The following is a 13,648-nucleotide window of genomic DNA, read 5'->3' on the forward strand; positions in this document are numbered from 1 at the left end:
ATATATTAATTAACAATTTCTTTATTTTGCATCAACGTCGTTATGATATAATTCAATTGCATCGTTTATATCATCAAACCACAGCGCTTGACCTTCCTTGATATAAACGCCCACTTGACACAATTCTTTAAGAATTCCTTCAGCGTGAGAAACAATAATGAGCGACGATTGCCCAACCTTTGATTTAAATAGGTTTTGCGCTTTTGCTTTAAACGCTCTATCCCCTACTGCCGTAGCTTCATCTGAGATATAAACATCGAAATCAAACGCTAGTGAGAGTCCAAACGAGAGCCTTGAACGCATACCTGATGAATACGTACGTACTGGTTCATTGAACGCTTCACCGATCTCTGCAAAATCTTGCACAAACGCTATTACCCGTTTTACTTCTTCGGGGCCACAGCCTTGTGTTCGCGCTACAAATTTGACGTTTTGGCGGCCTGTCATGTTGTTCTGCATACCACCGACCAAACCTACTGGCCATGAGACTCGGCTGTGGCGTATTACCTCGCCACGCTCTGGTGTATCCATTCCTGCAATAAGGCGCAGCAGTGTTGATTTACCGGCACCGTTACGGCCAATCAGGCCTACACTCACCCCGGTGGGTATGGTGAGGTTGATGTCTTTGAGCACCCAGTCGCTACCGTGGTGGTTGTGGTAGCGCTTGTAGAGGTTCTTGATTTCGATCATTTTGGGTTGGAGAAATGTGAGAAGTGAATGGTGAATGGGACGTTCGTGGGCGACATCGATTTCACCGATTCTTTAAATGTTTGATGAGTCCACCTAGCTGGGCAGATGCTTGGGTAATGGATGCTATGGTGGCTGATATATCTTGTAAATATTTGAGACGTTGGGCAATAAGCACTTGGGTCTCCAGTTCGCTTAAAGAACCTTGAGATATATACAAAAAGCGGATGAATTCTTGGGTGCTTCCTCTTGCCGCCCCTTCTGCAATATTGCTCGGCACTGAGACAGCACATCTACGCATTTGGCTGGTGAGGCCGTATTTTTCATCATCTGGGAAGGTTTTGGTGAGTGTGTATATATGTTCGACAAGGTCCATCGTCTGCTGCCAAACCCTCAACTCCTGATGCTTCCTCATCCCACCTCCCCAAACCATTCATCACTCACTATTCACCACTCACCACTCACCACTCACTACTCACTATCCACCATTCACCACTCTCACTCCCCTTCCTTTTCGGGCGTACATCGCTTCCAGCTCACGTTTGAGCGCGCTGCGCGCGGTTTGTTCGCCGTGTACTAAATGGATGATATGGGGCCAGCGGCGCATGCGTTTGACGAAGTTGAGCAGGCCTTTTTGGTCGGCGTGGGCGGAGTAGCCGCTGATGGAGGTGACGCCTGCTTTGATATCAATTCGCTGGCCGTCTATGTCTACCCAACCGCCTTGGGGGCCGTACTGCTGTATGGCGCGACCTGGGGTGCCTGCGCCTTGGTAGCCTACGAACAGTACTTGGTGGCGTTCATCGCCTAACATGGCTTTTAGGTAGTTCATGATGCGCCCACCTGCGCACATGCCGCTGGCGGCGATCACTACGGCGGGGCGGCCTGTGTTGGCTAAATACGTTACCGTTTGCTCGTGGGCGTCGTGACTTTCTACGGTGTAGAGGTTATCGAAGTTGAGCGGGTGGCGGCCGCTGCGTAGGCGGCGCTGTGCTTCTTTGTCCCAGTAGGGTTTTAGCTGGCGGTATACCTGGGTAAATCGGGCGGCGAGCGGTGAATCGACAATGATTTCTAGCGCTTGCCACTGGCTTTTGGGTAAGCCGCGTTTGGCGTTGCGCTCGGCTTCATAAATGATGCCTTCCAGCTCGTAGAGTAGCTCTTGGGTGCGGCCTATGCTGAAGGCGGGCACCATGACCGTGCCACCGTTAGTGAGTGCTTGCTCGATGGCATGTTTTAAAGTGGCGCGGCGCTGGCGGCGGTCGGGGTGGTTTCGGTCGCCGTAGGTGCTTTCTAGCACTAGCTGTTCGCAGCCGTAGGGGGATTTAGGTGCGGGGAGTAGCGGTGTGCAGGGCGCGCCCAAATCTCCGCTGAAGATGACCCGTTCCTTTTCAGAATTGGAGTGTTGGTAGGCGACTTCTACGTAGCTGGAACCCAGAATGTGCCCTGCCCGCTTGAGCTTTACCCGTGTGGTGATGCTGCCTTCTTCGGATTTTCCGACCACGGTGTGCCATTTGCCGTAGGGCACGCTGACGATTTGACTTTCTAGCTGTTGCTGGAAACGCTCTATGAGTTGGGCGTTGCGGGTGAAGCCGATTTTTAGGGCGTCTTCAATCACCAGGGGCAGCAGTTTGGCCGAGGGAATGGAGCAGATGATCGGCCCTTTGAACCCGGCCGCCAGTAGGTAAGGCAAGCGGCCTACGTGATCAATGTGTACATGGGTGATGATCAGCGCTTTGACGGTGCTGATATCGAAATCGATTTGTAGCTGATCGAATGCGTCTTCTGTTGCGTCTTCGCCTTGGAATAGCCCGCAGTCGATGAGCAGTGAGTGTTCGCTATCGAGGGTGAGCTGGTGGCAGCTTCCCGTGACGCCTGTGGCCCCGCCGTGGTAAGTGATATTGAGCATTGAATTCCTTTTCGTGCTTTCTCTTAGCGGTATGGCATTTTGGCGTTTGGTGGCGTGATCGGAGCGGCTAGCGCCGCCCTTCGCGGGTGCCTCTATCGCTCGTTGCTCTCGCTCTTTCGTTACGCCGCGCTACGGGGTTCCTGCCGCGCTTCTATGTGTGCTATGTATTCGTAGCGTGGTGTAAGCGATGCGTACCGCGTTAGGGGTGCCGATTATGCCAACGAGGTTTGATTAATCACGGTGGCTCAATCGGGGCGGCTGGTGCCGCCTTCGCGCCGGGCCGCCGCTGCGGGTGCCTCTTTCGCTCGTTGCTCTCGCTCTTTAGTTACGCCGCGCTACGGGGTGGAGGCTCCCTTCACCACTTACCACTCACTACTCACTACTCACCATTAACAACTCACCACTCACCAACATCCTAATCGCGGTGGTCTTTAACGATCATGATGAGCATGCTGAGGATGAACGCTAGGAAGATGGTGATAATGGCGAAGACGCTGCTGTTGTAGAGGCGGTTGGGCTCTGTGGGGTATTCCGGCATCAGCGGGCTTTGTAGCACGCTGACCTGTTTGAGCTGGCGGGCAGCCTCTAAGCGGGTGTTTTCCAGAGCGGCCAGGGCGCTGGAGTAGGTCTCTTGGGCGAACTGCGCTTGCAGCTCTAGGGTTTCATATTCTGCCGACACCCGGTTGAGCGAGTTACCGGTGGCCTGCGCTAGGCGGTCGCGCTGCTCGGTGATTTGGTCGCGTAGTGCTGCAATGCTACGCTCTACTTGGCGCAATTCGGCAGACTGGGAGCTTTGGAAGCTGGCCAGGGCGTTGCGCTGGGCCTGCAAACGGGCTAAATCGCCTTCTAGCGTGGCCACGACTTGGTTGATGCTCTCTACCGTGGCGGTGGGCGATACCAGGCCGTATTCGTTCTGGAATTCGAGCAGTTGGGCGCGGGTTTCTTCAAAGCGCTCTTCTAGCCGCACCATTTGCCGTTCCAAGAAATGCACTTGTTCATCGGCTAGGCGATGGCCCATTTCGTTCATGTGATTTTCGCCGGCTTCTAGCAGCAGCGATGCCATGTCGTGAGCGAACTCGGGGGTGTAGCCCTGCACACGAATGTTCAGCACCCCTGCGTACTCGTCTAGCTCGACCTCTACCCGGCGCAGGTAGTACTCGTGCAAGTCTTCGATGGGTACGTTGGGGTCGCGCAGCTTCGCAAAGAAATCACCGTGTTCGCTGAAGTGCTGGCGAATACCGAGCTGCTCGTCTAGTAGGCGCAGCATATCCACCGAGAGTAAGTGCTCACGCAATAGCAATAGGTCAGCAGTGTTACCTGACCCGCCCCCCATTAAGGACGACAGGCTAAATTCTGGTGTGGCGACCTGGGGGCTTTCTAACACCACGGTAGCGCGCGAGACATAGCGCTCCTCTGCCCACACAAACCAATAAAAACTAACGAGCACGATAGCGATAAAGGCAAATGCCCACTGTGGCGACTGCTTGATAAAACGAGTAAATGATACGTGCATGGGTTATTTAGCCTTTAACCGATCAACAAAACGAAGGTGCATCAGTAGCCCTAGCGCATTCAGAGTCAATGTCACCAACCAAAAATAAAGCATGCTAGTGCCATGGATCACTTGGTAATTTTCGAAAAAACCAAGCCGCAAGTTTTCAAGCGCATGCGGAACGGGGTTAAACATTAAATACTCTAGCAACCAGTGCGGTAATTGATTAAGCGGAAAAATTGCCCCCGAGATAATCATTAACGGTAGAGATAGCATTCGAACAACTTTACCGACTTCAGGCACCAGGGTTGCTGAAACTGATGTCACTAGACCCAAACCTACACCGAGACACCAAAGGGACAGCCAAGCAGCCATCGCTCTAATGGCGTTATCGGGGTACATATCAAGCCCCAGCATTAACCCCCCACCAATAAAGATAAGGAATATAAAACTCCGTAGTGCACCTTCAAGAAAGTTGCGCACTAATACTGGGTCTATAGGCTGTACTTGGCGATAAGCAAACAATGCACTGTTAGCATCGATAGCCCCCATACCGCGAATCATGCCTTCACGAGCCAAAAAGAAGCCCATCATTCCTACAATCATCCATGGGATGAACGGCGCGTTTGCAATTAGATTATCGCCACTTACGAAACTGCGAATCCCCACCATGATGGCCACAAGCGCAAAGGGTTCGAAAATCATCCAGAACCAACCCATGCGGTCACCCATCGTGCGGGAAAGCGCTTCCCGCATGAACATGGCGTACCACACGCTGCGGGTGACTTGCCAAGAGGAGCGCGCCCCTTTCGGGGCGCTGTGTGTGTTATTCATGATGCCGTTTCTTTTGAAAAGAGCGTGATGAAATCAGTTGGATGGCGTTATCGCACTGGTCAGTGATATCGCGTTTAGCGGCGGCGTTAGGGCGGCTGGCGCCGCCCTTCGGGCCGGGCCGCCGCTGCGGTGCCTCTTTCGCTCGTTGCTCTCGCTCAGTCGTTACGCCGCGCTACGAGGATATTCACCCCTCACAAATCCACAGCAACGCGGGTGGCGACGGCCACTTGGTAGAGAATTTGCGTGAGCGTGGCGGCTAGCTGCAGGTTGTGGGTGGGGGCTTCAGGCATCACGAGGATTTCATCCCCCGGGCGCAGCGGCGTGTTGCGGGCGTTTTCCACCGCGCCGTTTTGGCGAACCAGCAGAATGTGGTCGTCGTCGGCGCGCTGGGTGAAGCCGCCAGCGCTTTCAATGTAGTCGATCACGCTCATACCCGGGCGGTAGACCGCCGCTTGGGGCACCAGTACTTCACCGCTGATCAGGATGGAGTCGCTGATTTCCGGGATGGTGATCACATCGCCATCTTGCAAGCGAATATCCGCAATGCGGTCGTTGTAGGCCACTACCAAGCGGCCGCTGGGCTCTAGCTCGCGGGCGCGCTGCACGAAGTTTTGAATCAGCTCGGCTTCTTGGGCACGAATCTGCGCTTCTTCGTTGGTGCTGGATTGGGCGCTGAGGTAGGTGGTTTCCAGGCGGCGCAGGCTGTCTTCCATGGATTGCTGTTGCTGCTGTTTCACGCTTTCACGCTGCAGTGAAATGCTTTCCACGGCGGTCATGTTTTCCGGCACGGGAATGGCATCCAGTAGTTCGCTCAAGCGGGCATCGCGAGGGAGCGCAAAGCGGGATGGGCCGTAGTAGCTGCCTTCGATTTCAACCACGATGGTTTCGCTGCGCTGGTCGGCGCTGAACGCCACTTCATCGCCGCTGCGAATGGTTTGGCTATAAAACTCGTTCAGCGGGAAGTATTGCGCCATGGGGCCATCGGCACGGTCGCCGCGCAGCAGTACGTGAGACACACCGCTTCTTAAACGGGCAAGCTCTACCAGCTCGGCACCGCTTAGCTGGTTACCCACCAGCTCGTAGCGGTGTTCCCGGTGCACATCGCCCACTACGGCAATGGCCGGGCCGCGCTCTTCCACTACGATGGTGTCGCCATCCTGAAACTGCGGGCGCGCGATGCTGCCGTTGATCAGGAAGTCGTAGAGATCCACCGTGGCTACGGTTTGGTTATTACGCATCACGCGGATTTGGCGGTAGCTGCCGAGGTCTTGGTCGATACCGCCCGCTTGATCGAGGAAGTAGAGTACGGAGTCGTTGGGCGTGCCCGCGTAGCGGCCTGGGTTTTCCACGTAGCCGGTGACGAACACCGCTACCGGCTGCACGCCCTGCACGTTGGTATACACCTGCACGTTATCGGGGTAGACCGACGTAATCGCACCGCGCACGCGGCTATCCACCTGCTGGCTGTTTTGGCCTTCTACATTCAGCGGGCCGGAGCCTGGGATGAAGATGTTGCCCTGGGCATCCACCGGCAGCACGCGGTCGAACTCGAACGCCCCCCAGGCACGCACGGTAATTTGGTCGCCGGGTTTGACTTGGTAATCGGCATTTAGGCCGTCTCCCATCGCTCCACGAAAGCCACCGGTAAAGAGGTTGGCCCCAAAGGGGGGAAGCGCATCGGGGTTTTGCTGGGGCTGGTTCGCCACCGGGCCATAGGTACCGCTACGCCAGTCGGCGCGGGGAGTGTCGTTCACCGGAGGCTCTACTTGCTGCTGGCTGGCCTGGTCTTCCGGCAGGATGGTATTGGGTAGGCTTATGCTCTGCGCCCAGCTAACGCTGCTGGCGGCAGTGCCCAATAGGGCCAGTGATAACACCGCTACGGGGCGCGTGAGGGAAAGCCGTTTCATTACGCGTTGCAAGCTCATTAATAGCGCCCTTGTGTAGTTCCTGGGGAATGCGTCGTTGGCGAGAGCGACATCGCGCCCTGCTGGCTTTCTGGCAGCAGCATGCGCTGATTTACCCAACCGTTGGGGGTCGCGCAGGTCAGCGCGGTACGGGCAGCACCGCTACCCTGCTCGATGACCCGCAGTTTGCGGCATTCGCGACCACTGGCGGCCAAATAGGGCGCATCGGCCACGATCTCGATGTTATCGCCCCAGGGGCTTTGTACTAGGTTGAGCACGGCACCGGCAGGCGCTTGTGCGAGAAAGCCGTTGAGGTTTTCATCTTGCAACGGCTTGGCGGTGTCGTTACCCAGCACGTACTGCACCTGCTGCTGGTTGCCGCTCGGGTAGGTAGCGCAGCCGCTAACGACGGCAACGCTCAAGGCGGCCAACAGCATGCGAGCTGGCCGCGCTATGAAAATGAGGGAGTTTGACATGATGATTTCCAATAAAAAGGCACGCTACCGCCCAGGGATTATAACGGGCGCATTCCCTTGCCCTACGCTGTGCGGATGAAATGTGGTGAACCGGCGCTATCAAAAAAGCACCCAGCATTGTAAGGGATTAACCGCTGGGGCTCTACGTTGACAAGGCTTGTACAGAAAATTAACTCTATTTAGCATGATGTGCATTAGGCGGCGTACAATAAAAAAATCGGCTCGAAGGCCGATTTTTTATATCGTTAAAACAATTCGTTAGCCTTCTTTAATACGCTGAGAGTAGATACCCCATAGCACCGCAAGCATAAAGGCGTACATCATGACGCCACTGTTGTGCTCCATGAAGACCTGCGTTAGTCCAAAATCCATGAACGTCACGGGGAGCAGCACACCGGCGGTAGCCACGGCCCGCGTGGCGAGGTGGCTGGCTTGCAAGTGCCTAGCAAACAGGCGCATGGGCACAAGATAGAGCGCCAGCAGCGCGGCTAGGCCCAGTAATCCTCGCTTGGCAAACGCGTCGATAAACTCGTTATGGGCGTGCCCGTATCGAGCGGCTTCGGCGCTGATCACGCCTGCCTCACCCAAGTCGGCCATCGCATCGGCATAGCCGTTGCTGCCCCAACCTATGAGCGGTTTGTCTTGAATGAGCTGGGCAGCACCGCGCCACATCTCGAACCGCGAGCCTACCGAGGTGGAGCGGTTTTCACCGGAAACGTACAGCGCCACATCGTTAAAGGCTTGGTGTACACGCGCTTGCACCCCCATCTGCGGTACGGCATACACCGTTAACCCGCCTACCAAGACGGCAGACATGGCCGCTACCTTCCATGACGTAGAGAGCTGTGTTCCGTAGGCCCGGTAGAGCACTAACAGTACGATAGGAAACCCTACCCACCCGCCACGGCTGCCCGAGAACAGTGAACCCAGTACACCGCCTGCCGCGCCTGCTAGCAGCAGGGCTACCCACACGCCACGATGGCGCTGCACCACGGCCCACCCAAACCCGGCCATGCATAAAACGCCTAGCAACATGCTGAGATTGCCAAACTGAATCACGTGCGTGTGGCCCTGGGCACGCCCCACACCTTCGACTAATTTTTGCCAGCCGCCCCAAGTGCCTGCGCTGATGGCGCCCAGCGCTATGCCGCCCCATACATAGACGAGCTTGGGCGGATAGCGCAGTACCCACAACAAGGCAGGAATGGCCAAAATGAAGCGGCTTGGCTTATCGAACCCTCGGCTGCCTTGGCCATCCCACCAGGCTTCCAGCATGCACACCAACGCGTACGCCACCAGCGCCGCAATGACCCAGCCGTCTTGCTTGCTCAATACGGGAACGCGACGAGTGAGGATCAGCCCCATACCAGCGAAGAGTAGTATGACGGCACCGATGGAGTAACCACTGGGGATGGCCAGGCTCACCGCCGTGAGCAAGAAAACCGCCACACCCGTCAACTGATGAGGAAGCTCGCTGGTGCTACGGGTAGTAGCGTGGGGAGGGAACGTCATTGAAATACCGGTCCTGGCAACGAAGAAGCACGTTAGTCAGGCAAGTGCCTGAAAAGTGCCATGTTACCACACCCCACTAATGCTCTGTTGGGCGACTAATAGGCGTTTTTGTTGATGAACCCTTTGAAAACGGTGAGCACGATGATCTTCAAATCCAGCCAAAGCGACCAGTTGTCGATATACCACAGGTCGAACTCGACCCGCCGCTGCATTTTTTGCACGGTATCGGTCTCGCCTCGCAAACCATTGACCTGCGCCCAGCCGGTAATGCCCGGCTTCACTTTGTGGCGGCGCATGTAAGACTCCACCAGCTCTTTGTACTGCTCGTTATGGGCCAGTGCGTGCGGGCGTGGCCCCACGATGGACATTCTTCCTTGTAGCACGTTGTAAAATTGCGGCAGTTCATCCAGCGACGTGCGCCTTAAAAAGGCACCAATGGGCGTGATGCGGCTATCGTTCTTTTTGGCTTGGGTCACTTTACCGGCCTCTTCTTGGTGAACGTGCATCGAGCGAAACTTATAGACTTTGAAGCGACGCCCGTTTGAGCCCTCCCGGTGCTGCTTGAACAGAACCGGCCCTGGTGAGGTGAGCTTGATGGCCAGCGCTATGCCCAAGCATACCGGCAGGATCATGATCGAGATGAGCGAACCGATAATGATGTCTTCACTGCGTTTCACGAAGCGCGACATGCCGCTCATGGGCGATACGCTCAAATCGATCGCGTAATGCCCTGCCACTTCACTCATGCGATGATTGAGCAGGTGCATATCTTCGAACGCCGGAATGAAGCGCACTTCTGCCGTGTGGTTGCGCAGGGCAAAAAACAGCGACCGCACGATTTGGCCCATCTCGAACGGCACGCAAATCCATACCTCGCGGGCATTCGAGCGGCTAATACGCCGCACGATGCGCTTGATACACTCGTCGTTGACCTGCCCTTTGATTCGCTCTACCCCGGCAATGGTGTGCCCTTCCCAAGCGGCACTACGAATGCCTTCCGCCACACTCAATACGTTACTGGCCGGCCCGATCAAAAACACCGGACGCCGCGCGCCACCTCTTAGCCGAACGTGCTGCAAGGCAAGCTGCACTAGCAAACGCGCCCCACCCGCCACCGAAAACGAGATGACCAGCGTGAAGCCAATCCAGAGCCGGGAGTAGCGGCTGGCGGAGTGAGAAAAGTAAATGAGCGACGCGGCGGTAATGCCTACCGCTATCCACACCAGCAGCAATTTGCCTAGCATCTGCCCGACGGGCGTTATCCGCCAGCGACGGTAGCTGCCGGACATACTGTTGATGACCAACACCAGAAGGCCAATACAGATCAAGGCCAGCACGTACCGTTCGTGCAGGTGGAGCGACCCAAATCTCAGCCAGTGCGCTAACCATCCGCCTGCAAAAATGGCGAGCACGTCAAAAAAGGGAAAAACCACCTGGGGCGGAAAACGCTCTGAAAAAGTCATGGTTTTTGGCTTACCCATTGCAGCCACCCGTTTCGAGTCCATTCATCGACATGTTCATTCGCTTTTCTGCTGATTCAAAATATCGTTCACGCCCTGGGTGAAGACCCGCTGATCGCTAAACCGATGACGCACGCTTTGGGCATGCTCACTCAATGCTGCCCGCACCGCTTCGGGCTGGGCATGAAAGGTCTCGATGGCCGCGACCAGCTCGTCCACGCCTCCTTCATAAAAATAGCCGTTCTTGCCCTCTTGCAGGTACTCCTTGGCGGCGTGTAGCTGGGCGTTGGCAATGACGGGAACACCACAGGCGAGCGCCTCGACAGCCACCAAACCAAAGCTCTCTCTCGTCGAGGGAAATACGAAAACGGAAAAGTCGGCCAACACCTGTGGCAACTGCTCCCTGGGCATGGCACCTTTGAAAGTGGTGATGTCCGCCACGCCGAGCTGCTGCGCCATTTTTTCCAGGGCGGCTCGCTGGGTGCCATCGCCCACCAGTACCAACCGCTTGTTAGGCATCGATAGCTTGGCAAACGCTTCTAGTAACGTTCGACAGTTCTTACCCGGCTCCAGGCGAGATACACAACCCACAGTGAAGGCATTATTAGGCCCTGTACCGTGGGCTCGCGCTGGCGCTGCAAAGTGTTCTCCCACGCTATCGGGGTAGACTTTGATGATACGCGACAGTGGCACGTTCAAACGGGTGTTGATTTCGTGGCGAAAGTGCTCAGAGGGTGCGACGCAGAGGTCTACGCTATCTTTCAAACGATCGAACAGGCGGCGAAACAGCCTAGAGCTGGCAATTTGCGTAAGATCCGTTCCGTGAAAACGCAATACGAGATAAAAGTGCTTGGGTTTTATCAACGCCACCAAGTAAAGCAGCGGTAGAAAGTAGACGGGATAATGCACCTCGAGCAGCGTACCGATTGGCTTGTTGCGTAGCGACAGCGCGCAGCGCGTTAGCAAATCGGCGTATAGTGTGATTTTACTGAGCTTGCTGGTAGGCTTTTCTCGAATGGCCACCAACGCTACGTTATCGCTGCCCAATGTTTGTCGCCAAGCCTGCTCGGTCGCTTTGACGAAGGTGCCATAGTGCGGGGCCGCTTTGGTGGGGTAGAGATTCGTCCATAGCAACAGGCGGTTCATGAGGCGCGCCCTTTCACACCAAGGTGTTCGGCGATACGCCGTCCTAGCGTGTTGTTTTGTGGAGTTTGTTCGATCGGCTCGGCATCCGTTGGTGCGCTGAGCAACGCATCGAGGGCGTTGAAGAGCGCTGGGGCGTCGTCGCAGAAGGCCAGCGATGGGTATTGGCCCGTAAACGCTCGCGCGGTATCCCGCTGGTGGTCGTTGCGGTGTTCGCCCAGCGCGTATTGACGGGGCATGAACACACCGCGCTTGCCGTGTTCCAGACAGGACAAAATGCTGCCCATCCCGGCGTGAGAGACGATACCCTGCGCTTGGCAAAACCAGTGGTAATACTCGTCACTCGATAGCGTTTTGACGATCTGCATATCGGGGTGAGCAAAGTGGCTCTCTTCGCCAACTTGCGCAACGATGTCGCCTGAGTAGCCGCTTCGTTCACGCCAATCGGCCACGTTGTTCAGCAAGCGATCGAAAGGCAGCTGAGTGCCAACGGTGATGAAGATCATAAAACTTTCCCCCAGTAGCTCACCCGCTTGTCGCTGGCTGCCAGATGTTCCCACTGGGTCAAGCATACGTCACAGAAGTAGCGCGCCAGCTTGCCGGAAAATGAGAGCTGCTGGTAATTGGCCATGCTATCCACCCAGATGGCTTTCTTGCCACTCATTTTGGCGAGAAAACAGAGCAGTAAGCCTGGCAGTGCGCCGGTGGATACCACGACATCGGGCTTGGCCGCTTTCAACACGCCATAGGACTGGCGCAGCGCCGAGAGTAGCGCTTTGATACCGCTCCCTCTGTGAATGTTCGGGCAACAATGGGCGCGTCTGCCATCGACCGTGAGGCCTGGTTCCGTACTGGCAAAGCTGAACTCGACGCTATTGGGTTCGATCTCTTGGACAAGCTGTCCGTAAAGGCGCTTGAGTTGTATGAAATGGCCACCAAATGAGCCTACCAATAAAATGTTCACACTTCCTCCTTGAAGGTCGGCAACCTTGTTTTGAGTCGATAGAGGTAGCCGATCAATAGCGCTGTCGCGCTAGAGGCAATACCTGAGTTCACCACGTGGCCCGCTGTGAGGCTTACGCCGACGATGGTGATGATGAGCAGCCCAAAGCTAATGCCATATCTTGGCTGCTGGTTGAGTAGCTGTACGGACCATACCGCTCCTAGCAGCCATGGCAAGTAGAACAGCACCCCGCCCATCACGCCAAAGGTAATGAATACATCGATCATATCTATCTCTACGAGCGAGCCACGAACGGCCAAGAGATGGTCGACGCCCACGCCGAATAGCACATCCCAAAATCCAAATGGCACGACGATCAATTCGATGGCCTCACCCAAGAACGAGAGCCGCCCGCTCAATAATGCCCCCCAAAAGCCGCCGTGAAGCGTGTACAGGAAAAGCATTCGATCCCAAAGCCCTGTCGACTGTATGAAGGGGTACCCGAACACCACGACGGCTGCTCCGCCCACTAACGCGATTAGGTACACCATGGGGAGACGACTTACTTTAAAGTAACCGTTGTGAATCAATGCAAATACGAACACCAGACAGATGCCCAGCATGGCGACCTTGGTGGCTTTCATTAGAAAAAACAGCAGGAATACGCTAAACACGAACGCAAGACACGCAGCACCCCGCGTTTCGGCCAAGCGAAAGAGCACGATACTGGCCGATGCGAGCATCAAATAGCTCATTTCATTGCCTGCGATGATGAAGTCTTTACCGCCAATACCCCCAGCGTATTGAGACTCTCCGACCCCCAGTACGCCCAGCGTGACGTTCACCGACATGACGAAGAAGTACAGGAACATCAAGCCTGCCAGTTTTTTCAGGCTCCAAAAACTGGTGGCTTGTTTTGCCTCGCCCATCAAATAAAACAGAAGCACTAACGTCAGTAGCCCCCTGACGGCCCAGGTAATGCTTTCGACGGCCTGCCCGTAGCTTACCAACTGATAGAACACACACAGGGCCACCAGCGCGGCACAAAGCAGCGCGTATAAAAACTGCTTTACGTGGTAGATCATTAGCACGCCCAATAGCGCCACGAACCCTAGCGTTTTATAGGGGGCAGAAATACTCGGCCATGCCATGTCCTGGTAGTAGAGATAGCCGTTTAGCGTATCGACGACGGGCCATGCCATGAGAAAACTCAGCAGCAGCAAGTCGACACACCGTTTTAGTTTCATATCCATCACTGGCTCCGGCGGGCAATGAGTGCGTTAACGCCCTCTCA

General features: G+C 55.6%; 13 protein-coding genes. All 13 read right to left on the bottom strand.

All coding sequences use genetic code 11. From position 1 onward, the window contains the following. Window positions 1–21: 21 nt before the first annotated feature. Window positions 22–690, bottom strand: coding sequence for an ABC transporter ATP-binding protein (locus tag MHM85_RS15740; RefSeq protein ID WP_239286445.1), 669 nt, complete (start codon window positions 688–690; stop codon window positions 22–24). Between the two features lie 61 nt (window positions 691–751). Beyond that, the gene (locus MHM85_RS15745; protein WP_239286444.1) at window positions 752–1,102 is read right to left on the bottom strand and encodes a four helix bundle protein; all 351 of its coding nucleotides are present in this window, start codon (window positions 1,100–1,102) and stop codon (window positions 752–754) included. Window positions 1,103–1,165: 63 nt separating this feature from the next. After that, window positions 1,166–2,590 carry an MBL fold metallo-hydrolase gene (locus MHM85_RS15750; protein WP_239286443.1) on the bottom strand — a complete coding sequence of 475 codons (1,425 nt, stop codon included), beginning with the start codon at window positions 2,588–2,590 and terminating at the stop codon, window positions 1,166–1,168. Window positions 2,591–3,005: 415 nt separating this feature from the next. Next, window positions 3,006–4,103 (bottom strand): chain-length determining protein, encoded by a 1,098-nt coding sequence (locus tag MHM85_RS15755; protein WP_239286442.1) that lies wholly within the window; start codon window positions 4,101–4,103, stop codon window positions 3,006–3,008. A 3-nt stretch (window positions 4,104–4,106) separates the two neighbouring features. Then, window positions 4,107–4,916, bottom strand: a complete 810-nt coding sequence (locus MHM85_RS15760) for an ABC transporter permease (protein ID WP_239286441.1) — start codon at window positions 4,914–4,916, stop codon at window positions 4,107–4,109. 191 nt (window positions 4,917–5,107) lie between these two features. Then, the gene (locus MHM85_RS15765) at window positions 5,108–6,841 is read right to left on the bottom strand and encodes a polysaccharide biosynthesis/export family protein (protein ID WP_239286440.1); all 1,734 of its coding nucleotides are present in this window, start codon (window positions 6,839–6,841) and stop codon (window positions 5,108–5,110) included. Continuing rightward, window positions 6,841–7,296: a DVU3141 family protein gene (locus MHM85_RS15770; RefSeq protein ID WP_239286439.1), complete on the bottom strand. Its 456-nt coding sequence runs from the start codon at window positions 7,294–7,296 to the stop codon at window positions 6,841–6,843. The genes MHM85_RS15765 and MHM85_RS15770 overlap by 1 nt, the downstream gene beginning before the upstream one ends. A gap of 258 nt (window positions 7,297–7,554) precedes the next feature. Beyond that, window positions 7,555–8,808, bottom strand: a complete 1,254-nt coding sequence (locus tag MHM85_RS15775; RefSeq protein ID WP_239286438.1) for an O-antigen ligase family protein — start codon at window positions 8,806–8,808, stop codon at window positions 7,555–7,557. A 95-nt stretch (window positions 8,809–8,903) separates the two neighbouring features. Continuing rightward, the gene (locus MHM85_RS15780; protein ID WP_168444456.1) at window positions 8,904–10,271 is read right to left on the bottom strand and encodes an undecaprenyl-phosphate glucose phosphotransferase; all 1,368 of its coding nucleotides are present in this window, start codon (window positions 10,269–10,271) and stop codon (window positions 8,904–8,906) included. A 54-nt stretch (window positions 10,272–10,325) separates the two neighbouring features. After that, window positions 10,326–11,414, bottom strand: a complete 1,089-nt coding sequence (locus MHM85_RS15785) for a glycosyltransferase family 4 protein (protein WP_239286437.1) — start codon at window positions 11,412–11,414, stop codon at window positions 10,326–10,328. After that, complete coding sequence (locus MHM85_RS15790; protein ID WP_139527012.1) at window positions 11,411–11,917, bottom strand: glycosyltransferase; 507 nt, start codon at window positions 11,915–11,917, stop codon at window positions 11,411–11,413. Before MHM85_RS15790 ends, MHM85_RS15785 begins: the two co-directional genes overlap by 4 nt. Next, window positions 11,914–12,375, bottom strand: a complete 462-nt coding sequence (locus tag MHM85_RS15795; protein ID WP_139527011.1) for an oligosaccharide biosynthesis protein Alg14 — start codon at window positions 12,373–12,375, stop codon at window positions 11,914–11,916. The genes MHM85_RS15790 and MHM85_RS15795 overlap by 4 nt, the downstream gene beginning before the upstream one ends. Beyond that, window positions 12,372–13,607: a hypothetical protein gene (locus MHM85_RS15800; protein ID WP_239286436.1), complete on the bottom strand. Its 1,236-nt coding sequence runs from the start codon at window positions 13,605–13,607 to the stop codon at window positions 12,372–12,374. Before MHM85_RS15800 ends, MHM85_RS15795 begins: the two co-directional genes overlap by 4 nt. Between the last annotated feature and the right edge of the window lie 41 nt (window positions 13,608–13,648).

Origin of the sequence: Halomonas sp. McD50-4 (genome assembly GCF_022348135.1) — a bacterium.
GTDB classification, from domain to species: Bacteria; Pseudomonadota; Gammaproteobacteria; order Pseudomonadales; family Halomonadaceae; genus Vreelandella; species Vreelandella piezotolerans.

Excerpts from the sequence above, each read along its gene's own strand:
- MHM85_RS15740 (WP_239286445.1), bottom strand. The coding sequence starts at position 690 with ATGATCGAAATCAAGAACCTCTACAAGCGCTACCACAACCACCACGGT.
- MHM85_RS15745 (WP_239286444.1), bottom strand. The coding sequence starts at position 1,102 with ATGAGGAAGCATCAGGAGTTGAGGGTTTGGCAGCAGACGATGGACCTT.
- MHM85_RS15750 (WP_239286443.1), bottom strand. The coding sequence starts at position 2,590 with ATGCTCAATATCACTTACCACGGCGGGGCCACAGGCGTCACGGGAAGC.
- MHM85_RS15755 (WP_239286442.1), bottom strand. The coding sequence starts at position 4,103 with ATGCACGTATCATTTACTCGTTTTATCAAGCAGTCGCCACAGTGGGCA.
- MHM85_RS15760 (WP_239286441.1), bottom strand. The coding sequence starts at position 4,916 with ATGAATAACACACACAGCGCCCCGAAAGGGGCGCGCTCCTCTTGGCAA.
- MHM85_RS15765 (WP_239286440.1), bottom strand. The coding sequence starts at position 6,841 with ATGAGCTTGCAACGCGTAATGAAACGGCTTTCCCTCACGCGCCCCGTA.
- MHM85_RS15770 (WP_239286439.1), bottom strand. The coding sequence starts at position 7,296 with ATGTCAAACTCCCTCATTTTCATAGCGCGGCCAGCTCGCATGCTGTTG.
- MHM85_RS15775 (WP_239286438.1), bottom strand. The coding sequence starts at position 8,808 with ATGACGTTCCCTCCCCACGCTACTACCCGTAGCACCAGCGAGCTTCCT.
- MHM85_RS15780 (WP_168444456.1), bottom strand. The coding sequence starts at position 10,271 with ATGACTTTTTCAGAGCGTTTTCCGCCCCAGGTGGTTTTTCCCTTTTTT.
- MHM85_RS15785 (WP_239286437.1), bottom strand. The coding sequence starts at position 11,414 with ATGAACCGCCTGTTGCTATGGACGAATCTCTACCCCACCAAAGCGGCC.
- MHM85_RS15790 (WP_139527012.1), bottom strand. The coding sequence starts at position 11,917 with ATGATCTTCATCACCGTTGGCACTCAGCTGCCTTTCGATCGCTTGCTG.
- MHM85_RS15800 (WP_239286436.1), bottom strand. The coding sequence starts at position 13,607 with ATGGATATGAAACTAAAACGGTGTGTCGACTTGCTGCTGCTGAGTTTT.